Below are 21,978 nucleotides of genomic sequence, written 5' to 3' on the forward strand. Positions count from 1 at the left end.
AAGGCTCACTGCCCGACACCTTGTGGCCTGCGTCACTGGCTGGTTAAGCTCCAGCACGCTTCTGGCACATTTCCTCCGCAAGTTGACCTATTGGTGTGGCAATCTTCACGATCTGCCCACGAACGTGAGGTGGCTTCGCATGGAACGGCGAGCAGCGACCCCACGCGCGGACGACTCACCGCACGGCTTACCGCCGGCGTTCCTCCGGAGTGCGACGGCACACCGTCCGGCAGCAATCCGTCCGGCAGCCGGCCATCCGGCGGCCATCCATCCGCCGGTAACCCGTCCGGCAGCAATCCGTCCGTCGGCAAACCGCCCGGGGAACAACCCGGTGCGGACGGTGCCGGGCCGCACCGTCCACGGCACCGCGAGACCGGACGCGGGCCGGCCCTGATGACGCACTCCGCCCCGGCGCCCGCGCCCGCCGTCCCCCTGCCGCACGCCCGCCGCGACGTCCGGCTCTTCTGGTGGGCGGGCACCTGCGACGCAGTCGGCAGTCAGGTGTCCGGGTTCGTTCTGCCGTTGCTGTTGTTGCGGCTCGGCCGTTCCCCCGCCGAGGTCGGCGTCATCGCCGGGCTCTTCGCGGTCGCCACCCTGGTCCTCGGCCCGCTCGCCGCCGTACCCGCCGACCGCGGGGCCCGTAAGCGGGTGATGGTGGGCGCCGCGCTGATGTCCGCCGCGGCGATGGCCGGTGTCACCGTGGCGGTCGCCGCGGGCCGGGTCCCGTTGGCCGTTCTCCTTGCCGCCGTGCTCGTCGAGCGGTGCGCGACCGCCTGCTATGAGGCGGCGTCGCTGGGCACCGTGGCCCTGGTGTGTCCCCCGGAGGAGCACCGGCGGGTGCTGTCCCGATTACAGGCGGGGGAGCGGGGCGCCCTCGTCGTCGGGCCCGCACTGGGCGGGCTGCTCTTCGCGGCCGGTGCCTGGCTGCCGTTCCTCGTGGACGCCCTGTCGTACGTCGTCGCGGCGGGCGGCATCCGCGCCATGCGCTCGGGTCTGTCCGCGCGGCCGGAACAGCGGTTGCCGGGCGGTAATACGCACCGGACCTGGCGGGCGCTGCTCGCCGAAGCCGGGGCAGGGGTGGCGCTGCTGCGCCGGGAACCCCTCCTGCGGCTGGCGCTCGTCTGGATCTCGGCCGTCAACGCCCTGCTCGTCGCGTTGTATTACACGACCGTCTTCGCCCTCCAGGACCACGGCAGGGGCGCGGCTCCGCTGGGCCTGGTCCTCGCCCTGACCGGGGCGGCCGGCCTGGCCGGGGCGCTGGCCGCCCCGCGACTGGCCGGCCGGCACACGGCGGCGACGGTGCTGGTGGCGGTGTCCTGGCTGATGGTGCCGCCCGCCGCGGCCCTGGTGGTGGCCCGCGACGCCTGGCAGTTCGGACTGCTCCTCGGACTCCTCTGCTTCCTGACGCCGCCGGCCACCGTGGCGCTGCAGGCCCGGATCCTCCAGATCACACCGCCCGGACTGCAGGCCCGCACCGGCACCGTGCTGGCCACGGCGTCGGGCGCGGCAGCGGCCCTGGCCCCGGCCCTCGCCGGGCTGTCGGCCGGCCGCGCCGGGGCCGGGACCACCCTCATCGGCTGTGCGGTGCTGCTGGCCGTGCTCGCGCTGTACGCGACCTGCAGGGCACCGAGCTTCCCCCGCGGGACGAAGGAGGAGACCGTATGACTGCGACCGCGGCAGGTACCGCCGCACCGCCGCCCGGCACCGGCATCGGTTTCCGGGTCTACCGGCCGGCGCTCCCCGAGGTCTGCCCGCGCGACCCGGAACGGATGGCCCTGGCCGCGGACGCCGACGGCCGCTGCGAGATCTTCACCTGGAACGCCGCCACCGGCACCGCACGCCAGGTCACCGACAGCCCGGACGGCACGGTGCACTGCGCCCTCGACGCTGACGCCCGGGTGTGGTGGTTCACCGAGGACCGCGGCGGCCTCGGGCTCTGGTACTTCCAGGACTTCGAGGGCGGGCCGCGGCACCCCGGTCTGACCGGCCTGCGCCCGGGCCTCCCGTGCGGCCTCGCCCTCAGCGACGCCGGCACCGTGGCCGTCGGCCTCGGGGACGGCCACGGGATGACCGTCCACCTCGGCACACCGGGCGGCCCGGCCCGGCAGGTGTGCACCGTTGACGGCCCTGCGCTGCTGACCGGTATCTCGCCGTCGGGCGGGCTGCTGGCGGTGTCGGGGGCGGCCGGATCCGGCCGTGCCCTCACTCTCGTGACCTGTTCCGGGGCGGTCCTCGATCAGCTCTCCGGGCGGCGCGGACGGCTGTGGGCGCTCGGCTTCGCGCCGACCCCCGCCGCCACCGAACTCCTGCTGGTCCAGGAGGACAACGACGGCTACCGGCTGGCAAGTTGGCGGCCGGGCGCCGGACTGCGGCCGCACCACTGGTGCCGCTTCGACACCGAGATCACCGCCCGCTGGTACCCCGAAGGGCGACGGGTCCTCATCCGCCACGACCGCCACGGCCGCTCCGCCCTCACCACCGCCGACCTCGACCGGCGCACCCTGACCCCGGTGCCCTCCCCGCCCGGCACCCTGCTCGACGCCGTCCCGCACCCGGGCGATGACGTGCACTACCTGTGGACCGATACGGCCACCCCGCCGCGGATGGGCTCCACCGCCGGCACCCGGCTGCCGGCGCTCCCCGCCCTGCCGGCCCCCGCACCCGGCCGGCACCGTGACCTGTGGACCCCCGGCCCGGACGGACCCGTGCACACGCTGCTCGGCGAACCGGAACCGACCCGCGGCCCGCGGCCCCCGCTGGTGTTCCTGGTGCACGGCGGACCCGCCGACCACGACCGCGACGCCTACGACCCGCAGGTGCACTCGCTGATCGCCTCCGGCTTCGCGGTCGCACGGGTCAACTACCGCGGCTCCACCGGCTACGGGCCCACCTGGCGTGCCGCGTACGGCGAGGGGGTGGGACTCACCCAGGTCGCCGACCTCGTCGCGGTCCGGGCCGACCTGCTCCGCCGCGGCCTGGCCCGCGAGGACGCGATCGGCCTGTGGGGCACCTCCTGGGGCGGTTACCTGACCCTGCTCGCGCTCGGCACCCGGCCGGACCTCTGGCAGGCGGGCGTCGCCGTCAAACCGGTCGCCGACTGCGCCGCGGCCCACCGCACCGGCACCCCCGCCCTGCGTGCCCTGGACGAGCGGCTGTTCGGCGGTACCCCCGACGCCGTTCCCGGGAGCTACGCGCGCAGCTCGCCCGTCCACTACGCGGCCGAGGTCCGTGCCCCGCTGCTGGTGATCGCCGCCACCCGCGACGCCAAATGCCCGCCCGGCCAGGTCCGGAGCTACCTGGCCGCCCTGCACCGTGCGGGTGTCGCGCACGAGTCCCGGTGGCTGGACACCGGCCACGACGGTTACACCGGCGCGCACCATGTGGCCGCCCTGCAGCACGCCATGGGCTTTCTCGGCCGGCACCTGCGCCGCACCCCGCGGCCCACCGAACCCCCCGTCCCGCAGCGGACGGGGTCTTGGGGAGCACCGGCCCGTCCGGCGCCCCCGGAAATGTGAACCGTTCCCGTCATACCGGCAGAACAGGAGACACAGCCATGCAGAAGGACATCATCCACAACGACCCGCTCGCGGGTGACGAGGAGAACCGCAAGCCGGGCATCGGCATCACGGTGACCGTCCCGTTCCGTAACGCGGAGGACACCGAGGAGGACTGACCCTCCCCGGCCGGCCCGGTGCACCACCGGGCCGGCCGGACCGCCGCACGTCACCGGCCGGCCGCCGGCCGTGGCCGCCTCCCCTCCCACCCCGCCGCCTACGAGGAGCCGACATGCGCGTCCTGCTGGTCAACATGCCCTGGTCACCGATCGACCTCCCGTCCCTCGCACTCGGAATCCTCCGGCGCAGCGTCGACGAGCGCACCTCCGGCCATGCCGATGTCCTGCACGCCAACCTGGAGTTCACCGACTGGATCACCCGGCGTACCGAGTTCACCGCGGACGACTACCAGTTCTATGCGCTCTCCTCCTACTTCATGGGATGCGGCGACTGGGTGTTCTCCTCCGCCCTCTACGACGATCCCGAGTGGCGGGTAGCGGAGTTCCGCGCCTCGATGCGCGGCAAGCTGCGCGAGGAGCGGCTGCGGATGTCCCACGAACTGCACCGCGTGGTACCGGAGTTCGTCCAGGAGACCGCCGAGCGGATCGTCGCGGCCGGGCCCGATGTCGTCGGCTTCACCTCCACCTTCCAGCAGAACACCGCCGCGCTCGCCGCCGCCAAGTACGTCAAACGCCTCGCCCCGCACATCAAAACCGTGATGGGCGGCGCCAACTGCGACGCCGAACAGGGCGCGGCCGGCCACCGCAACTTCCCCTTCCTGGACTTCGTGGTCCGCGGCGAGGGCGAAGCCGTCTTCCCCCAGCTGCTCACCGCCCTCGACGAGGGCGGCGACCTGTCCGCCGTCCCCGGGCTGTGCCACCGGAGCCCCGACGGCACCAGCACCGCCAACCCGATGAGCCCCAGCCCGCTGCCGCCCGCCACCATCCTCCCGCCCGACTACAGCGGCTACTTCGAGCGGCTGGCGTCCTCCGTCGCCCGCAACTGGGTGGAACCCAAACTCGTGGTCGAAGGGGCCCGCGGCTGCTGGTGGGGGGAGAAGCACCACTGCACCTTCTGCGGCCTCAACGGCTCCTTCATGCAGTTCCGCAGCAAGAGCCCGGAGACCTTCTACGAAGAGATCATGGACCTGGCACGCCGCCACCGCGTGCTGGACATGTACGTCGTCGACAACATCCTCGACATGGGCTACCTCAACACCGTCCTGCCCCGCCTCATCGACAGCGGCTACGACCTGCGCCTGCACATCGAGATCAAGGCCAATATGCGCCGCACCCAGCTGCGCACCCTCGCCGACGCCGGGATGATCTACGTCCAGCCGGGCATCGAAAGCCTCAACAGCCGGGTGCTCGACCTGATGGACAAGGGGGTGAGCGGCTGCCAGAACGTCCGGATGCTCCGCGACGGAGCCGAGACCGGGCTCTCGGTCTCCTGGAACTACCTCCACGGCTTCCCCGGCGAGACCGCCGCCGACTACGAGCCGGTCATCGCCCAGCTGCCCGCCCTGGAACACCTCGACCCGCCGGTCGACCTCTCCGCCCGCATCGCCATCGAACGCTTCAGCCCGTACTTCAACCGGCCCGAACTCGGCTTCACCGGTCTGCGGCCCGAGGAGCACTACCGCTTCACCTACGACCTGCCCGAGTCTGAACTGTACGACCTGGCCTATGTCTTCGAGGCACCCGAACGCGGCATCGGGGAACCCACCGTCACCTCCCTCAACGACGCCCTGGGCGCCTGGCGCAAACACCACGTGGACAGCAGGCTCACCCACACCGACCTCGGTGACCGCATCGTGCTGGTCAGCCGCAGACGCGCCTTCGACTGGGGAACCATGGAGCTCACCGAGCCCGCGGAGATCGCGGCCTTCAAGCTGCTCGACCAGCCGCACGCCCCCGCCGCTCTGACCCGCAAGCTCGCCGCACGGCTGCCCGGCCAGCCGCTCGACGCCGCGGCGGTGCACACCCTCCTCCAGCGCTGGGTGACGCTCGGGCTGGTCTTCACCGACGGCGGGCAGTACGTCCACCTGGCGCCGGCGGCCGTCAACGAGGACCTGCTGCGGCTCGACTTCATGCGCCACCGCCACGCCGCGCCCGCCCGCCACGAGACACCGGACGCATCCCGAGACGTCGTCCACGCCTAGGGGGTGTCTGCCGCTAAGGGACTACGGGGCAGCCCTCAGGGGCTGTCCGCAAAGCCCTGACGCCGTCCGGCCCACGAGGAGACATCCATGACCTGCACCACCACCCCCGCCCCCCGGGCTCTGACGCTCGCCGCATGGCGGGACTACGACGAGGACGCCTGCACCCTGCCCGGCATGAGCCTGGGCGAGCTCGACCTGGCCGGACCGCCGGAGAAGCACGCCGCCCGGCTGTGGGAGCTGGGGGTACGGCGGGTGCGGCTCGCCGGGGAGATCGACCTGACCACCGTCGACGACCCCGACGCCGCCCCGGACGCCGCCGCGCATGCGGTCCGGCAGCTGTGCCTGATCCGTGATCTGACGGCACGCGCCGTGCTCGTCCAGTGGCAGCTGCGCCTGCCGGCCGAGCCCGTGGACGGCTGGCGCGAGCTCTGCCACCTCCAGCCGCCCAGGACCCTCAGTGGCCCCGCCGACGAGGCGGCCGCGCTCTCCCGGTGGCGCGACGAGCACTACCTCTGCAAGTGCGTCTGGCGCCAGGGCCCCGGCTTCGTCCAGATCCGTGACCGCCGGTGGGGCCATCTGCGCCGCTTCACCACGGACGAGTCCGCGTACCGGGAGGCGATCGGCCAACTGGCCTACGGCGCGCCGCTGTCGGCCGTCCCCGAGGCGATCGCCGCCGACTTCCTCGAGGAGCGCCTGGTCTCCCGTACCGGGCCGCTGCTGTGGTGGCTGCCGTACCGGGTGAACCGGTGGATCCAGGAGGCGATGGCCATTTGAGGGCTTCTGCGCGGCCCGCGCCCGGCCGGAACGGCGAGCCCTGGCGGCCACTGCCGGGGCAAGCCGGCGAGCACTGTGGCGCAGACGACAGCCGAAAGCGGATGAAGGCTCCGTTCTCGCGTGTTGCGTACAGCGGAGCGTCCGTCCGTGGCGCTCCGCGACCGCATTCTCGTCCTAGGAGTCCCCACGTGCATTCCAGCGATTCCGCCGCCCGGGCGGCCCAGGTGCTCTCCCGCCCCTTCACCCTGGGCGGCCTCACCGTGCCGAACCGGATAGCCATGGCACCGATGACCCGTGAGTTCTCGCCGGGCGGCGTCCCGGGTGCCGATGTCGCGGACTATTACGCGCGCCGGGCCGCCGGCGGGACCGGGCTGATCATCACCGAGGGCACCTACGTCGATCACGCGGCCGCCGGGACCAGTGGCGCCGTGCCGCGATTCCACGGCGAGGACGCCCTCGCCGGCTGGGAGCGCGTCGTCCGGGCGGTGCATGCGGCGGGCGGGACGATCATGCCGCAGCTGTGGCACGTGGGCATGGCCCGCACCGCAGGCGCGCCGCCGTTCCCGGACGCCCCGCCCTCCGGCCCGTCCGGCATGACCGTGGACGGCACCCCGTCCGGTCACACCATGAACCAGCGGGACCTCGACGACGTCATCGCGGCGTTCGCCGACGGGGCCGCGGCAGCCGAACGCCTGGGCTTCGACGGGGTCGAGCTGCACGGTGCCCACGGCTACCTGATCGACCAGTTCCTGTGGTCGGGCACCAACCGGCGCACCGACGCGTACGGCGGCAGCCTCCGTGCCCGTACGCGCTTCGCCGCCGAGATCGTGGCGGCCTGCCGGGCGGCGGTGTCACCGGACTTCCCGGTCCTCTTCCGGATGTCCCAGTGGAAGATGGGCAACTACGAAGCGCGTCTGGCCGAGACCCCGGACGAGCTCCAGGCGATCGTGGGGCCGCTCAGTGACGCGGGGGTCAGCGCCTTCCACTGCTCGACGCGCCGCTACTGGCTGCCGGAGTACGAGGACTCGGACCTCAACCTCGCCGGGTGGGTCAAGAAGCTCTCCGGCAAGCCGACGGTCAGCGTCGGCTCCGTCGGTCTCGACAACGAGTTCATGGGGACGTTCCGGGCCGAACAGGCAGGCGTCACCGGTATCGACCGGCTGCTGGACCGGATGGAGCGGGACGAGTTCGACCTGGTGGCCGTCGGACGGGCCCTGCTCGGTGACCCGGAGTGGGCGGCCAAGGTCTTCGAAGGCCGCACCGGCGAACTCCAGCCGTTCCAGGTATCGATGCTGCAGACGCTGAGCTGACGCGGCGCGGTGCGGAAGGGGCGGTGAGGCAACCAGGGCCGGGCACGTTTGGTGGTCACACAGTCACACCGGGTGTCCGGTGCTGGTGGGTGATCCACCGCCCACGAGGGGTGGCCTTGCGGTGCCTCGCACGGGGGATGCGGGCGTGGCAAGGTGGTGGGTGAGGCTGCCTCCCTCGCCCACCCCTCGATTCCGATGTGGAGGCTCGCATGGACGACAAGGAGTTCTTCCAGCTGGTGGCGGTTCGAACGGGACTCTCGCGGCAGGAAGCGGCCGATCTCACCCGTGCCACTCTCGAGACACTCGGTGTTCGGCTCAGCAACGGCGAAGTCCGCGATCTGGCCCTCGAACTTCCCGAGTCCCTGCGTGACTCGCTCCAGCGGGGGAGCGGCGAGACGGAGACCTTCGGGCCGGACGAGTCGATCCGCAGGGTGCGGGAGCGCACGGGCCTGACCCGGCCGGAAGCCGGCCGCGGCCTCCGCGCGGTGCTCGGTACGCTGCACGAGGCCATCTCGCAGAAGGAGTTCGACCACGCCATGTCGCAACTCGGGAAGAAGTACGTGCAGTTGGTGGAGACCGGCTGACAACTGACGGGTCGGCCGGCCCGGCAACCGGCTGACGGACCAGCGGGCAATTGGCTAATGGCCCGGCCGGGAATCGTTGCGCCGGCGGCAGGTGCGCGGTGGCAGGTGTGGGGGGAGGCGCGCGGAGGTGGGTGCGCGGAGTGCCGTCCGCCCCGCGCGAGGTGCAGAGCGTGACCACCCGCCGCCGTACAGCCGCGGCAACGCCGAAGCGCTCTTTCCCCGGCTCGCCGCCTGACCGCACGGGAGCGAAATGCACCGCGCCGCGGTCCGCGGCCCGCGTTCTTTCCTTGGTGTGACTGATGGCCTGCGGCGGCGAGCCTCTTTGGTGTCTTCCGAGGTGTCTGTAACCGTCAGCCCGGCGAGGGGGCGACCGCGGGCGATGAGGAGTGCGGACCGTGACAGCCGTTCAGCAGACGGAATCCCTGCAACTGGTCAAGCGGCGGCGGAATGCCGGACGCGTGGTGGTGGACTGGCTGACGACCACCGACCACAAGACGATCGGCACGCTCTATCTGGGCACGTCGTTCGGGTTCTTCATGGTCGGCGGAGTTCTGGCGCTCGCGATCCGGGCGGAGCTTGCCCGCCCGGGGCTGCAGATTCTCTCGAACGAGCAGTTCAATCAGGCCTTCACGATGCACGGCACCATCATGCTGCTGATGTTCGCGACTCCGCTGTTCGCCGGATTCGCGAACTGGATCATGCCGCTGCAGATCGGCGCGCCCGACGTGGCCTTCCCGCGGCTCAATATGTTCGCCTACTGGCTCTACCTGTTCGGCTCACTGATCGCCCTGAGCGCCTTCATCACACCCGACGGGGCCGCCGATTTCGGCTGGACCGCCTACACCCCGCTGTCCGGCCCCCTCCACACCCCCGGAATCGGCGGCGACCTGTGGGTGATGGGCCTGGCCTTCTCCGGTTTCGGCACCATCCTGGGGTCGGTCAACTTCATCACGACGATCATCTGTATGCGCGCGCCCGGCATGACGATGTTCCGGATGCCGATCTTCACCTGGAACATCCTGCTGACGGCCGTGCTGGTGCTGCTCGCCTTTCCCGTGCTGGCCGCCGCGCTGCTGGTGCTGGAGGCGGACCGGAAATTCGGTGCCCATGTCTTCGACCCCGCGAACGGGGGCTCCTTGTTGTGGCAGCACCTCTTCTGGTTCTTCGGCCACCCCGAGGTGTACATCATCGCGCTGCCCTTCTTCGGCATCGTCACCGAGATCCTCCCCGTCTTCAGCCGTAAGCCCATTTTCGGATACATCGGACTGATCGCGGCGACGATCTCCATCGCGGGGCTGTCGGTCACGGTCTGGGCGCACCACATGTTCGTGACGGGCGCGGTACTTCTGCCGTTCTTCTCCTTCATGTCCTTCCTCATCGCGGTCCCGACCGGGGTGAAATTCTTCAACTGGGTCGGCACGATGTGGCACGGCTCGCTGTCCTTCGAGACCCCCATGCTCTGGTCGATCGGGTTCCTGGTGACCTTCCTCTTCGGCGGCCTGACCGGCGTCCTGCTGGCCTCACCGCCGATGGACTTCCACGTCTCCGACTCGTACTTCGTCGTCGCCCACTTCCACTACACCGTATTCGGCACCGTGGTCTTCGCGATGTTTGCCGGGTTCTACTTCTGGTGGCCCAAGTTCACCGGCAGAATGCTCGACGAACGGCTCGGCAAAATCCACTTCTGGACCCTGTTCATCGGTTTCCATCTCACCTTCCTCATCCAGCACTGGCTGGGAGTCGAAGGCATGCCGCGCCGCTATGCGGATTATCTGGCGTCCGATGGTTTCACCACGCTGAACACGATCTCCAGCATCGGTGCGTTTCTGCTGGGTCTCTCGGTGCTGCCGTTCGTCTACAACGTCTGGAAAACGGCCAAGTATGCCCCGAAGCAAGCGGCCGACGACCCGTGGGGCTACGGCCGCTCCCTGGAGTGGGCCACCTCGTGCCCGCCGCCGCGGCACAACTTCACCACCCTGCCCCGGATCCGCTCCGAGTCGCCGGCCTTCGACCTGCATCACCCCGACGTCGCCGCCCTGGAAGAGGCCAGGAAGGGCGCGCGGCGCGACGTGGCCGCACCGGAAGTGCCCGCTCGTACCGACCGCCCTTCGGGGGACGAGCCGCGCTGAGCGGGGTACGCCATGACCGACCACCGCACGCCGGGCCGGCGCACGCCGAACAGCGACACGCCGGATGGCGACGCGCCGGACGGCGACACTCCGGACCGCCGCACGCCGGACAGTCGCACCGTCCAGGCGGGTATCGCCGGCATCGAGGGGTATCTGCTGTGGCAGGCGGAGACGGACCGCGCCCGCGCCGAGGCCGAAGCCTTCGTCGACGCCCTCGACTGGCCGACCACTGCCCAACGGCAAGAGCTGGTGCGCCTCTTGGCCCTGCGCCAGCTCGATCTCTCGCAGCGGGCCGTCACCCGTATCGCCGGCCGGGCACTCCAGCTCCGCCGGGAGTACCAGCAGCGCTATGACTGCCTCAAACGCCGTGTCCTGGCAGCAGCGTTGGCCCTGCTGGCGGCCCTGGTACTGCTGAACGTCCTGCTGCTGGCGGCCTGCTGAGCGGAGCCGCGACCCGGCAGGGAGCGCGTGGCCGGGAATCGGTCTCGGCCGACCCCGCGGGAGACCGGCCCAGCGGGGCGGCCCGGCGGTCGGCGTCAGCCCTCGGCACCGGTCGCGCCGGGCCGGGTGCCTCCCCGGGCGGGCCCCGGGGCCCCGGACAGTACGGATTCTCCAGGCGCATGCCGAGGAACAAGGGCTCGCCGAGCGTGCGCGAGCGGACAAATCTCCTTGCCGGAACGGCAAAGCGCGGGGCGGCGCCGGGGTACAGGTGCGTACCCCGAGCCGCCCCGTCCCGCCCCGCTTCGGGAGGCAGCGTCACCCGTACGGCCATAGCGTGAAGAGAGGGTCCGAAGACTTCCCCTCGATGGAGCGAAGAGGTGAGGCGCGATGACCGAGTCCGCAGAGCGCGGGGCGCGGAACACCGGGAACCTGGGGCGGACGACCATCGCCGACGGTGTGGTCGCCAAAATTGCCTATCTGGCAGCCGCTGAATCGATCGGGGTTCATGCCCTCGGCAGCGGATTTTCGAGATCGGTGGGAGCCCTGCGCAAACGCGTACCCGGCGGAGGCACGACCACCGTGCACGGCGTCAAGGTCGAAGTCGGCGAGAAGCAGGCTGCGGTCGACCTGGACATCGTCGTCGATTACGGCGAGGTCATCCCCCAGGTGGGCAGAGCTGTGCGTCAGAACGTGATCTCCGCGGTCGAGGGGATGACCGGCCTCCAGGTCGTGGAGGTCAATATCGGGGTGAGCGATGTGTGGCTCCCCGAAGAGGAGGAAGAGGAACGGGTGCAGTAGGGGAGAGGCCGTGCAGTAGAGGAGAGGCCTTTGAGGGGCCTGTGAAAGCCCCCTACGTGAAAGCCCCCTACGTGAAAGCCAAGCCCCCTTACGGGAAGGCCCCCTTACGTCGTGGCGGACTTGCCTCCGGGCAGGCGCGGCAGTTCGGGGGCTTCCGTGTCCAGCGGCACGGACCAGGAACTGAGCAGCCCCAGCTCAACGCCATGGCGCGGCAGCACGGCTTCCAGGAACCAGTCGGCGGCCACCCTGACCCGGTTGCCCGGCATCGCCATCAGGTGATAGCCGCGGGTGACGGCTGCGGCGAGGGGGCCGGAGATCGGGAGATGCAGGGGGTTCGCCGCTGCCTGCGCACCGCCCAGGTCGACCATGAACCCCAGGTCACGGTGCTCGTAAGCGCGCCGTGAACCCTGGCCGCAGGACGCCGCGACATTGTGCGCAGCGACCTTGCCCTGCCGCTGGGCGTGCTGGGCGGTCATCGGCGTCACCTCGCCGGGGCGCGTCAGGTCAGGGACGGCCGCCGCGTCACCGCAGGCGAACACCTCCGGCCGGCCGGGCACGCCCAGGAACTTGTCCACGCACAGGCGCCCCTTGTCGGTGGGCAGCCCCAACGAGTCGACCAGCGGGTCGGGCCGTACGCCCACACACCAGATCAGGGAACGGCTGTGGATGAACTCGCCGTCGTCGAGCAGCACCCCGTCGGCGGTGGCTTCCTTGACGGAGGTGCGGGTGCGGACATCGACGCCACGGGAGCGCAGGACCCGGTCGGCGGTGTGCGACAGCCGTGCGTCGAGCCCGGGCAGCAGCCGGTCGGCGACGTCCAGCAGCAGCCAGCGGGGGCGTGGACCGTCCTTCAGCCCCGTGTTCTGCCGGGCCAGCGCATCGCTGAACAGCACTCCATGGGCGGCGACTTCGGTTCCGGTGTATCCGGCACCCACCACCACGAAGGTGGTCCTGGCGGATCGTTCGGCCGGGTCCTCGGCCGCACCGGCCAGTTCGATCTGGCGGGTGACGTGGTCGCGCAGGTACAGCGCTTCGGGCATCCCGCGGAAACCGTGGGCATGCTCGGCGACGCCGGGGACGGGAAGCAGCTTGTTGACGCTGCCGACCGTCAGGACCAGCCGGTCGTAGGACAGCGCGCCCTTCTCGCCCTCGGGGTCGGTGTAGTGGACCTGACGGGCATCGAGGTCCACGTCGTGGGCCTGCCCGAGGACGAGCCGGGTGCCCGGCAGGTTCCCGGTGAGCGATACCGCGACCCGGCGGGGTTCGAGGATTCCGGCCGCCACTTCCGGCAGCAGCGGCACATACAGAAAGTAGTCATGGGGGTTGAGGAGCACGATCTCGGCGGCTCCCCTGGCAAGCCGGGAGAGCGTACGGGCGCATGCGAACCCGGCGAAACCGGCTCCGACGATCACGATCCGAGGACGACGTCGCTGCACGTGGACTCCTGCGGTCGAGGGGTGTTCCGGCGCCGGGCCGGGCGCGGCGGTCGCGGTCCGGTGCGAGCGGACGGCCGGCGCAGGTACACCGAGCGTGTGGTGCCCTGTCGGTTAACCGGTGAGCGGCCGGATACACATGGTGGTGTCGTGGTGCTCCGATGTCCGGCCGGAGCGGGATCCCCGCGGGCAACCCGAGAGGAGTTCCCGCGGCAACCCGAAGGCGACCCCTGCGGGCAATCAGCCGCTCTCCCGTTCCCCGTCCCCCGCATTGTCCCGCGCGATATGCACCGCCGCCTCCTCCGCCGAGGCGGCGCCGCCGTCGATCCCGACGTCCCGGGCGGCGATGTCATTGCTTCCCCCGCGCCAGAACCCCTCGTCGGAGCCCACGAGCCGGCCGGCCCGCTCCTCGCCGCATTCGAGGTCCGTCGGTTCCCCCACCCCGTCCGGCAGGTCGCCGATGCCGTCGCCGTCGGGCGCGCAGACGTCCGGTACCTCCACCGCCAGCCGGTGGTCGAGCGTGTCGCGGTCGTGCAGCTCCCGCGCGGTGGTCCCCTCGTGGTTCACCACGAAGGGACGCTCCGGAGGCGAATAGCCCGTGTCCAGCGTCTCGTCGAGATCCGGCTCGTCCAGGGCGTCCTCCATGTCGAGGTCGTTGGGGTTGTCCTGGGGATCGGATCTGGGCGGCTGATAGACCTCGTCGCCCATTGCGTCGTCGGACATAACCGCCCTCCTTCTCCGCCTTCGCCGGCCCGGCCGCGGGGTGCGGCAGGTGCGTGTACAACCGATTGTCCGCCTCCTGGCGTCTCACGGCAGCGCCAGGAGGCGCCCCGCCGCTTCAGGCGCGTCGGTGTTCGGTCGCGATGCCGACGGCCTCGGCGATGCTCTGCACATTGCCGAACCGCTCGTGTGCGGGCAGCCGCTCGGCCATCGCGACCAGCCGGTCCGGAGCGTTGTTCCGCCGCAGGGTTTCGATGATCGCGTACTTGTCGGCCGGATACAGGCTCCGCCCCAGGTGCTGGGCGAGTTCGGAACGCAGCCCGACATCCCGCTCGCTCATCCCGCTCGGCGTGCCGCCCCTGAAGTCGCTCTCGGGGGACCACGCCGCCACCGGCTGGTCCTCTCCGGCCGGCTGGAGTTCGTGCTCCTCATCGGTCCGCAGGGAGCGCTCCGCCGTCAATTGCCCCCGTAGTTGCTTCTTCATCACGTCATCCCGGGCGGGGCCGGTCTTGTCCGTGCCGTGTTCCATGACCATGGGGTGCCTCCGGCTCTACGAGTCGTACAGACCCGACGCGTTACTCCCAGTTTCCCTGGTCCCCCAGCCCTAACAACCCGACGGCTCCCTGTACAACCCGGCGGTGCCTTATTCCCCTGTGCACACGGAAATCATCCGGGCGTGCGCGGAACGTGACGGCAGATGCATATGCCCGCCATGCATACGGCTTTCGGGAACGGGAATTCGTAAGGCACCCAGCTCCATAACGGCAGTTCCCTAACGGCATACCGATGACATCGGCCGCACACCGATGACAGCCCACCTCCACGGGAGAATCCGCGGAAACCGAGGAAGCCAAGGAGGCAGCGCCATGCGACTCTCGCTCCTGAAACCGGTCATCAACCGGCCAGGCCCCTGGGCATCCGTCTATGCCACCGTCCCGCTCAGCGCCGAGGACGCCGCAAAACAGCAGGAGTTGCCGGCGAGTGCCACCACGGCGCAGCTGTTCGCGCTCGGCGCGGACGAGGCCACCTGCGGTGCCGTGCACGAGGCCCTGCTCACGCCGCGGGAGGGCGTTCGCGGGGCACATGCCGGACGGGTGTTGTTCGCCGCCCACGGTGAGATCGTGCTCGACACCCCGCTCCCGGGGGCCCCGGCCACCCCCTTCGCCGCCTGGGGCCCGGTGCCCAGGGTTACCCCCTTGCTGGCGGCCATCGGGGACGACCCCATCTGCCTCGTGGTCCGTCTCGACCGGGCCGGGGCGGACTTCGCCCTCGTCGGCGAACGGGGCGCCGGGCCCACCGGCCGGCACAGCCGCGCCGCATCACCTCTGCCCCGCACCGCCTCGGGCGACCCGTCCGAACGCCACGTCCGGACCAAGACGGAGAACACCTGGGAACACAACGCCGGCGAGATCGCCGACGCGGTGCGCGAGGCCTTCGAGGAGAGCGGTGCCGAGGCCGTCGTCCTGGTCGGGGAGGCGCGCGAACGCCATCTGGTGCACGAGAAGCTGCCCGAACCGCTGCGTGCCCTCACCTACGAGAGCTCCCACGGCGGGCGTGCGCCCGGTGCCGAGAGCGCCCTGGTGGACCGGGACATCGCCCAGGTCAGAGCGGACTGCGAGCGCGAACATATCGCGCAGGTGGCGGACCGCTTCCGCACCGGCGCCGGGCCGGGGAACGAGAGCGCCCCGCACGCCGCGGCCGGTATCCCCGCCCTGATCGAGGCGGCGCGGGAACACCGGATCGACACCCTGCTGGTCAGCCCGCACGGCTCGGACATCGCCCGGCAGGTCTGGGTGGGCTCCGACGCCGACCAACTCGCCGTACGCGGAACGGAGTTGTCGTACCTGGGAGAGGAACATCCCGCGGTCGCACGGGCGGATGACGCGCTGGTGCGGTCGGCGGCCGCGACAGGGGCGGATGTCGTGGTGGTCCGGGACCCCGACCGTGCACCGACCGGCGGGCTCGGCGCCATCCTGCGGGGGACGGTGGAAACGGGGCCGCAGTGATCCGGCTGCCGGGTGCCTCCTCTCGGCGCGCCGTACCGGAGACGCCGCATCACCTCTCCCGTGCGCCGTACCGGAGACGCCGCATTACTTCTCCCGTGCGCCGTACCGGAGACACCGGTACTACCTCTCCCGTGCGCCGTACCCGGGACGCCGGCACCACACCGCCCGCCGACCGGAGTCCGGTCGGCGGGCGGCGGGGCAAGAGCAGGCGGGTGCCTCAGTCCTGGGCTTCGGCGGCCACCGGCTTCGGGATCAGGAAGGACGTCGCAATGGCCGCGGCGAGGATGGCCACGCCCGCGATCATGCCCGCGGTGTAGCCACCGGGTGACGACGGGTCCGCCGGGGTGGCGGCGGTCTTGACCGCGTAGAGGAGCGCAAAGCTGAGCCCCGCGCCGAGATTGAACGCGCCCGCGTTGAGGCCCGGCAGGAAGCCCGGGTTCTCGGCGGGGGAGAGGACGATGCCCAGCCCGTTGAGGACGATGTTCGCCACACCCGCGTAGGCGATGCCCACCAGGACGGACGTCACCAGCAGCAGGACCTGCGAATGACTGTGCATGGTGAGCAGCATCAGCACCACCGTCGCCACCGACCCGGCCAGGCCGCACCGCAGGATGCGGCCGTAGCCGAACGTGGCCGCGAGGCGGCCGGCCAGCGGCCCCATGGCCAGTCCGGCGAGCGCGTACGGCGACAGCGTCCACCACGCGGAGGCCTCGGCGCTCATCCCGAGACCGGCCTGGGCGTCCTGGGCGAACGCCGGGATCAGCCCGTTCATGACGGCGAACACACCGGTCATGGTGAGCACCGTGGTCAGCAGGGTCGCCCAGGTCGCGCGCTGCTTGAGGTGCCGGGTCGCGACCAGCGGGTGGCCGGTGCGGTTCTCGGTCCGCCAGAACAGCGCGAAGGCGGCCGCGGACAAGACGAGGAGGACGGCGATCAGCGGCCAGTCGGCGGCCGCCAGCTTGCCCGCCTCGTTGAGCGCGATCAGCAGCGAGCCCACGGAGACGACGAGCAGCGCGACCCCGGGCCAGTCCATACGGGTCGCCGCCGGCGACTTCGACTCGGGCGTCAGGGTGGCGACCAGCACGGTGGCCAGGGCCGCAACGGCCGCCATCGCCCAGAAGACCGACCCGAAACCGTGCCGGTCGGCGAGGTAGCCGCCCGCGAGGGAGTCGACACCGGCGATCCCGCCGTTGACGGCGGTGATCACGCCGAGCAGGGTGCCGTACCGCTTCGGCTCCTTCACCTCGACCCGCAGCATGATCAGACACAACGGGACGACCGGACCGCTGACACCCTGGATGACCCGGCCGGCGAACAGCATCGGCACGCTGGTGGCCAGCGCGGCGACCACACATCCGACGACCATCAGGCCGAGCATGCCGGCCAGTACCCGGCGGCGGCCGATGACATCGCCCAGCCGCGGGAGGAACAGGGAGAACAGCGCCGCCGAGGTGAAGAACGCGGTCTGGGTGAGGCCGATCTCGGCGGAACTGGCGCCGAGGGAGTCCTCGATGTTCTTCAGCGCGGGGCTGAGCATGCTGGCGTTGAGCTGGAAGGCGAAGCACGCCGCGAGGAGCGCCGCGACCAGGACGCCTATCCGGACGCCGGACCCGCCGCCGTCCGTCGCCTCGGCGGGACGCGGGGTGGTGGAAACGTTCATGCCTCGACGTCACCGATCCGCTCGAGCGCGTCCACGACGAGGTTCCAGAACCGCTCGTGGTCGAGCTTGACCGCCACCTGGGTGGTGCAGTCCTCGGGGGCGGGCGCGCGGAAGTCCGTCACGGTCATCCCGACCGTCAGCGCACCGCGCAGCTCGATGTCCACCGGGGCCTTGCGTACGGTCATGACCTCCGGGTCGATGACGTAGGCGACCGCGCACGGGTCGTGCACCGGCGGGTGGTCGAAGCCCTGGTTCTCGCGGTAGGCCTCGCGGAAGAAGTCCAGCAGCTCCAGGACGAAGCGGGCAGGCGCCGTGCCGACGGCGGCGATCTTCTCCTCGACGGCCGGGGTGGCCAGCGCCTGGTGCGTCAGATCCAGGCCGACCATGGTCACCGGCCAGCGCTCGTTGAAGACGATGTGCGCGGCCTCGGGGTCGATGATGATGTTGAACTCGGCGACCGCGCTCCAGTTGCCCTCGTGGTAGCCGCCGCCCATCAGGACGACCTCGCGGACCCGCTCGGCGATCCGCGGCTCCTTGCGTACGGCCAGGGCGATGTTCGTCAGGCCCGCGGTCGGGACGATGGTGATCTCGCCGGGCTCGTGGGACATCACCGTGTCGATGATCAGGTCCACCGCATGCCGGCGGTCCAGCTCGAAGGCCGGCTCGGGCAGGTCCGGGCCGTCGAGACCGGTCTCGCCGTGGATGTCCGGCGCCGTCTCGATGGCCCGCACCAGCGGACGCGGGCAGCCGGCGGCAAAGGGCACGCCCGTGATCCCGGCGATGCGCGCCACGGACAGGGCGTTGCGGGTCACCTTCTCCAGCGTCTGGTTCCCGACCACGGTCGTCACGGCGACCAGCTCGACGTCGGGATTGCCATGTGCCAGGAGCATGGCGATCGCATCGTCATGCCCCGGGTCGCAGTCGAGGATGATCTTTCTGGCCAACGGAGGAGCCCCTTTGCTCTGCTGCTCGGAAAAGCGGTGATGAAGGTGTGGTGTGTGCGGGCCGGTATGGGGTCCGGCGCACAGCGCGCCCGGCGGTCACCCATGGTGAGCCCGGGCGTGGAGTCAGCCGGCGAGCGAGCAGCATGGAAAACGTTCTCCGGAAACTTGACCCATGGGCCCGCGGGTTGTCAATGGTTCAATCTCTGGCCATCCGGACGTTATCGGGACGAAGAGCTGGGGTGACGGCCGGGGGGGCCGCCTTCGACGGGACAACGTTTGCCGGGTGAACAAGGGGGCGTATGCTCCCTCCGGTTCGGGCGGGCCGAACGAAGGGAGCCGGGAGACGGTGGCCGAAGTCACGTTGAGGGATGTCGCGCTGGCGTCGGGCTGCTCCATTGCCACGGTCTCCCGTGTCCTGGCCGGCACCCGACCGGTCGGCGCCGAGACCGCACGCACCGTACGCGCGGCGGCGGAGCGCCTGGGCTACCGGCCCAATCAGGTGGCCCGGGCCCTGCGCAGCCGTTCCACCGGCACCGTCGGGCTGGTGCTGCCGCAGATCACCAACCCGTTCTTCCCCTCCCTCGTCCGGGAGCTGGAGCACGCCCTGCACGCCGAGGGGCGGGCCGTCCTCCTCGCCGACTGCGACGACGACCCGGTGACCGAGGCGGCCCGGATCCACGCCTTCCTGGGGCGGCAGGTCGACGCCTTGCTGCTGATACCCGTCGACGAGCGGCGCAGCCGGGAAGCGGTGGCCGGTGCGGCCGCCCGGGTGCCGCTGGTGCTGCTCGACCGCGGCTGCGGACCCGGTGTCGCCGACTCCGTCGCCGTCGACAACGCGGCCGGTATGGCGCTGGTGCTCGATCACCTGGCTGCCACCGGCCGCCGCCGCCCGTGCTTCGTCGGCGCGGCCGGGACCGCTTCGGCGGCGGTGGAACGGCGCGCGGCCTACGAGACCGGGGCCGCGGCGCTGGACCCCACGGCCACTGGGCGCATCGAACTCGGCGACTTCTCGGTGGAGTGGGGGCGGGCGGCCGTCGACCGCGTCTGGCCGTCCCGCCCGGATGCCCTGATCTGCGCCAACGACCTCGTCGCCGCCGGTGCGCTGCAGCGACTGCGACAGCTGGGCGCGGAGGTACCGGGCGAGGTCGCGGTCACCGGCTTCGACGACATCCCGCTGGCGGGCCTCGCCGACCCGGCGCTGACCACCGTCCGCCAGCCGGTCGGCGAACTGGCCGCCGAAGCCGCCCGCCTGCTGAGCCGCGGCCCGGCCGGAGCGGAACCCGGGGCGCGGCGCACGGTCCGGCTGGCACCGGAGCTGGTCGTGCGGGCTTCCAGTGTCTCCGTGGGCGCGCCCGGCGTGTCCGGCTCCACCGGCGCGCCCGGGGTGCCGTGCGCTGAAGTGTCGCGGGCCCGCAGGGGCTGACCAGTCGTCACAGCGGCGGCGACAGTCATGGCGACGTGACGGCGACGGCGGGGACGTCCTGCCGGCCGCAGCTGAGGGCGCGCCCTTCAGCTGATGACAGTTAGCTGATGGGGCGTCATGTCGTCGGCACCGGCCGTATTTCCCTTGAGGGAGAGAAGACGCCCCCTTCCCTCGTCCCTCCCCGTCCTTCCCCCGGGCCCCTCCCCATTCCTCCTCGCCCCCTCGTCCCGCCGGCCCCGCCACCTCGTCACCCTGCGGCCGGTCACCTCCAGGACGGCAGACCGCAGGGCGACGAGGGCAGCGACGCACCCGTTACGATCGGCCCATTCGAGGCCGTCGTTCGTGGCCGCTGCCGGGAGGAAGAGATGGGCCTGTTCCGCCGAGGACCGAAGCGGGATCCCCGCGACCTGGCACGCGACGGGGAGTTCGGCTTCTTCTCCGAGCGCGAAGGCGGCGTCTTCAGATCGCAGGTCCGGCAGGCCTTCGCGGAACAGGGGCTCGAAGTCACCGCGTATGCGGGCGTGGTCACCGACTCCGCGGGCCGGCAGTTCGGCCTCGGCAACCTCGCCGCGGTGTGCCACCGCGACCGGCGCGGTGAGCGCAGCTGGCCCGCGCTGATCCGGGATCACGTCGGCAAGGTGCTCCGTACGATGGACGGCCCGCAGCCGCTGGAGATCCTGAGCGCCGACGAGATCCGGGCCTGCCTCTACCCCCGCGTGGTCGCCCAGGAGACGCTGCCCGCCTCCGACTCCTTCCGCTACGGCCGCGCACCGGCGCCGGGGCTGCGGGAAGTGCTCGCCCTCGATCTGCCCGAGGCGGTGCAGATGCTGAGCGAGGACTCGCTGACCGACCTCGGGGACGTGGCGGAGCTGCGGATCCGGGCGATGAACAATCTGCGCGCCCTGCCGGTCGAGGGGCATGAGACCGTGCGGCGCGGCGACGGTTCGGCGTTCGAGGTGCTGCTCGGCGACTCCTTCTTCACCGCGAGCCGGGTGCTGGTGCTGGACGAACTGGTGCAGCGGCTGATGGGCATCGATCTCACCCCGGACGGTGCGCTGGTCGCCCTGCCCTTCCGCCACCAGCTGGCCTTCCACCGTATTCACGATGCCCAGGTCGTCCCGGCGTTGCAGGCCATGGCGCAGTTCGCGGCGGCCGGCCACGAGGACGCGGCGGGCGCCATCAGCCCCAGGGTCTTCTGGTGGCGCCGGGGCGTGATGACTCCGCTGAGCGAGCCGTCCGGCGGCGGGCTGCGGGTGGTGGCGGACGGGGACTTCCAGTCGATGCTGGAGCGGTTGGTGCAGGACGACGCCTGAACGCCGACCAGGGGTGGGGCCGGGGCGGGGCATGGTCGTGCACACCGCGCACAAGATTTTCTTGCGGAATTTTCACCGTGAGGGAACCCGAGGCGCCATCCACCCGTTTTAAAGAGTGAGGCCCCACGCTCTCCCCCGTGCGTGGGGCCTCACTGTGTCTCCGGATCGGCGTGTTCTCCGGCCCGCCCCGGTCCCTCCCCAGAGGGGCCTCCTCGGGCGCCGCGCGGCCCTCAGTCGCCGAGAGCCGCGCGTTCCTCGTCGGTGAACAGCCGCGAGCGGATCAGGAAACGGACGCCCTCCGGCGCCTCCAGGGAGAAGCCACTGCCCCGCCCGGGTACGACGTCCACCGTCAGATGGGTGTGCCGCCAGCGCTCGAACTGGTCCCCGGACATCCAGAACCCCACCGGCTCCGGCACGCCCTCCACGGTCAGCCGGGCCAGCAGCACATCCGACGATCCCGTACGGAACTCCCCGGCCGGGTAGCACATGGGGGCACTGCCGTCACAGCAGCCGCCGGACTGGTGGAACATCAGCGGGCCGTGCCGGTCGCACAGCAGACGCAGCAGTTCGGTCGCCGCCGCGCTGAGCGCGATCCGGGAAGTTTCCTCCGCAGCGGTGCCCCCGGCGGCCGCCAACGGCTCCTCGCCGCCGCTCATCAAAAACGCCCCGGCTCTGTCGTGGAGCCGTTGACCTGCGGATTGTCGGTCTCTTGTCGGTACACGTGCCGT

The 21,978-nt window shown here is 71.4% G+C and carries 18 protein-coding genes; 12 read left to right on the top strand and 6 right to left on the bottom strand.

Annotated features, from left to right (window positions below):
- The first annotated feature begins 393 nt into the window (after positions 1-393).
- The 9 genes from ABR737_RS39575 (at position 394) to ABR737_RS39615 (ending at position 11,751) form a co-directional block, all read left to right on the top strand.
- The gene (locus ABR737_RS39575; RefSeq protein WP_350255980.1) at positions 394-1,665 is read left to right on the top strand and encodes an MFS transporter; all 1,272 of its coding nucleotides are present in this window, start codon (positions 394-396) and stop codon (positions 1,663-1,665) included.
- A complete protein-coding gene (locus ABR737_RS39580; RefSeq protein WP_350255981.1) occupies positions 1,662-3,515 on the top strand; it encodes a S9 family peptidase in 1,854 nt (617 codons plus the stop codon). Before ABR737_RS39575 ends, ABR737_RS39580 begins: the two co-directional genes overlap by 4 nt.
- A 271-nt stretch (positions 3,516-3,786) precedes the next feature.
- The gene (locus tag ABR737_RS39585; RefSeq protein WP_350255982.1) at positions 3,787-5,715 is read left to right on the top strand and encodes a RiPP maturation radical SAM C-methyltransferase; all 1,929 of its coding nucleotides are present in this window, start codon (positions 3,787-3,789) and stop codon (positions 5,713-5,715) included.
- An 87-nt stretch (positions 5,716-5,802) separates the two neighbouring features.
- On the top strand, positions 5,803-6,489 hold the full coding sequence (locus ABR737_RS39590; RefSeq protein ID WP_350255983.1) for a DUF5825 family protein: 687 nt from the start codon (positions 5,803-5,805) through the stop codon (positions 6,487-6,489).
- A 188-nt stretch (positions 6,490-6,677) separates the two neighbouring features.
- Positions 6,678-7,799, top strand: a complete 1,122-nt coding sequence (locus ABR737_RS39595) for an NADH:flavin oxidoreductase (protein ID WP_350255984.1) — start codon at positions 6,678-6,680, stop codon at positions 7,797-7,799.
- Positions 7,800-8,008: 209 nt separating this feature from the next.
- Positions 8,009-8,383 carry a DUF2267 domain-containing protein gene (locus ABR737_RS39600; RefSeq protein WP_350255985.1) on the top strand — a complete coding sequence of 125 codons (375 nt, stop codon included), beginning with the start codon at positions 8,009-8,011 and terminating at the stop codon, positions 8,381-8,383.
- Positions 8,384-8,778: 395 nt separating this feature from the next.
- Positions 8,779-10,512: an aa3-type cytochrome oxidase subunit I gene (gene ctaD, locus ABR737_RS39605; protein ID WP_502964449.1), complete on the top strand. Its 1,734-nt coding sequence runs from the start codon at positions 8,779-8,781 to the stop codon at positions 10,510-10,512.
- A 12-nt stretch (positions 10,513-10,524) separates the two neighbouring features.
- Positions 10,525-10,953 carry a hypothetical protein gene (locus tag ABR737_RS39610; protein ID WP_350255986.1) on the top strand — a complete coding sequence of 143 codons (429 nt, stop codon included), beginning with the start codon at positions 10,525-10,527 and terminating at the stop codon, positions 10,951-10,953.
- A gap of 387 nt (positions 10,954-11,340) precedes the next feature.
- Entirely contained in the window at positions 11,341-11,751 is a 411-nt protein-coding gene (locus ABR737_RS39615; RefSeq protein ID WP_350255987.1) for an Asp23/Gls24 family envelope stress response protein, read from the top strand.
- 104 nt (positions 11,752-11,855) lie between these two features.
- On the opposite strand, the gene ABR737_RS39620 is transcribed toward ABR737_RS39615, so the two are convergent.
- The 3 genes from ABR737_RS39620 to ABR737_RS39630 form a co-directional block, all read right to left on the bottom strand.
- Entirely contained in the window at positions 11,856-13,163 is a 1,308-nt protein-coding gene (locus tag ABR737_RS39620; protein WP_350257105.1) for an NAD(P)/FAD-dependent oxidoreductase, read from the bottom strand.
- Between the two features lie 261 nt (positions 13,164-13,424).
- Entirely contained in the window at positions 13,425-13,907 is a 483-nt protein-coding gene (locus tag ABR737_RS39625; RefSeq protein WP_350255988.1) for a DUF5709 domain-containing protein, read from the bottom strand.
- 115 nt (positions 13,908-14,022) lie between these two features.
- Complete coding sequence (locus ABR737_RS39630) at positions 14,023-14,433, bottom strand: DUF2795 domain-containing protein (RefSeq protein WP_502964450.1); 411 nt, start codon at positions 14,431-14,433, stop codon at positions 14,023-14,025.
- Positions 14,434-14,770: 337 nt separating this feature from the next.
- Between ABR737_RS39630 and ABR737_RS39635 the strand changes: the two genes are divergently transcribed.
- Positions 14,771-15,910 carry a baeRF2 domain-containing protein gene (locus ABR737_RS39635; RefSeq protein ID WP_350255989.1) on the top strand — a complete coding sequence of 380 codons (1,140 nt, stop codon included), beginning with the start codon at positions 14,771-14,773 and terminating at the stop codon, positions 15,908-15,910.
- Between the two features lie 217 nt (positions 15,911-16,127).
- Here ABR737_RS39635 and uriT read toward each other — a convergent pair whose 3' ends face one another.
- Positions 16,128-17,570: a uridine transporter UriT gene (uriT, locus tag ABR737_RS39640; protein ID WP_350255990.1), complete on the bottom strand. Its 1,443-nt coding sequence runs from the start codon at positions 17,568-17,570 to the stop codon at positions 16,128-16,130.
- Positions 17,567-18,514, bottom strand: coding sequence for a uridine-preferring nucleoside hydrolase UriH (gene uriH / locus ABR737_RS39645; protein WP_350255991.1), 948 nt, complete (start codon positions 18,512-18,514; stop codon positions 17,567-17,569). The genes uriT and uriH overlap by 4 nt, the downstream gene beginning before the upstream one ends.
- A gap of 346 nt (positions 18,515-18,860) precedes the next feature.
- Here uriH and ABR737_RS39650 point away from each other — a divergent pair, with 346 nt between their 5' ends.
- Positions 18,861-19,937, top strand: coding sequence for a LacI family DNA-binding transcriptional regulator (locus ABR737_RS39650; protein ID WP_350255992.1), 1,077 nt, complete (start codon positions 18,861-18,863; stop codon positions 19,935-19,937).
- 365 nt (positions 19,938-20,302) lie between these two features.
- Positions 20,303-21,250, top strand: coding sequence for a hypothetical protein (locus tag ABR737_RS39655; RefSeq protein WP_350255993.1), 948 nt, complete (start codon positions 20,303-20,305; stop codon positions 21,248-21,250).
- Positions 21,251-21,480: 230 nt separating this feature from the next.
- Here ABR737_RS39655 and ABR737_RS39660 read toward each other — a convergent pair whose 3' ends face one another.
- Complete coding sequence (locus ABR737_RS39660; RefSeq protein ID WP_350255994.1) at positions 21,481-21,906, bottom strand: DUF779 domain-containing protein; 426 nt, start codon at positions 21,904-21,906, stop codon at positions 21,481-21,483.
- Positions 21,907-21,978: the final 72 nt, after the last annotated feature.

Source organism: Streptomyces sp. Edi2, from assembly GCF_040253635.1.
In the GTDB taxonomy this organism is placed as follows: domain Bacteria; phylum Actinomycetota; class Actinomycetes; order Streptomycetales; family Streptomycetaceae; genus Streptomyces.

Excerpts from the sequence above, each read along its gene's own strand:
- ABR737_RS39575 (WP_350255980.1), top strand. The coding sequence starts at position 394 with ATGACGCACTCCGCCCCGGCGCCCGCGCCCGCCGTCCCCCTGCCGCAC.
- ABR737_RS39580 (WP_350255981.1), top strand. The coding sequence starts at position 1,662 with ATGACTGCGACCGCGGCAGGTACCGCCGCACCGCCGCCCGGCACCGGC.
- ABR737_RS39585 (WP_350255982.1), top strand. The coding sequence starts at position 3,787 with ATGCGCGTCCTGCTGGTCAACATGCCCTGGTCACCGATCGACCTCCCG.
- ABR737_RS39590 (WP_350255983.1), top strand. The coding sequence starts at position 5,803 with ATGACCTGCACCACCACCCCCGCCCCCCGGGCTCTGACGCTCGCCGCA.
- ABR737_RS39600 (WP_350255985.1), top strand. The coding sequence starts at position 8,009 with ATGGACGACAAGGAGTTCTTCCAGCTGGTGGCGGTTCGAACGGGACTC.
- ABR737_RS39610 (WP_350255986.1), top strand. The coding sequence starts at position 10,525 with ATGACCGACCACCGCACGCCGGGCCGGCGCACGCCGAACAGCGACACG.
- ABR737_RS39615 (WP_350255987.1), top strand. The coding sequence starts at position 11,341 with ATGACCGAGTCCGCAGAGCGCGGGGCGCGGAACACCGGGAACCTGGGG.
- ABR737_RS39625 (WP_350255988.1), bottom strand. The coding sequence starts at position 13,907 with ATGTCCGACGACGCAATGGGCGACGAGGTCTATCAGCCGCCCAGATCC.
- ABR737_RS39630 (WP_502964450.1), bottom strand. The coding sequence starts at position 14,433 with ATGGAACACGGCACGGACAAGACCGGCCCCGCCCGGGATGACGTGATG.
- ABR737_RS39635 (WP_350255989.1), top strand. The coding sequence starts at position 14,771 with ATGCGACTCTCGCTCCTGAAACCGGTCATCAACCGGCCAGGCCCCTGG.
- uriT (WP_350255990.1), bottom strand. The coding sequence starts at position 17,570 with ATGAACGTTTCCACCACCCCGCGTCCCGCCGAGGCGACGGACGGCGGC.
- ABR737_RS39655 (WP_350255993.1), top strand. The coding sequence starts at position 20,303 with ATGGGCCTGTTCCGCCGAGGACCGAAGCGGGATCCCCGCGACCTGGCA.
- ABR737_RS39660 (WP_350255994.1), bottom strand. The coding sequence starts at position 21,906 with ATGAGCGGCGGCGAGGAGCCGTTGGCGGCCGCCGGGGGCACCGCTGCG.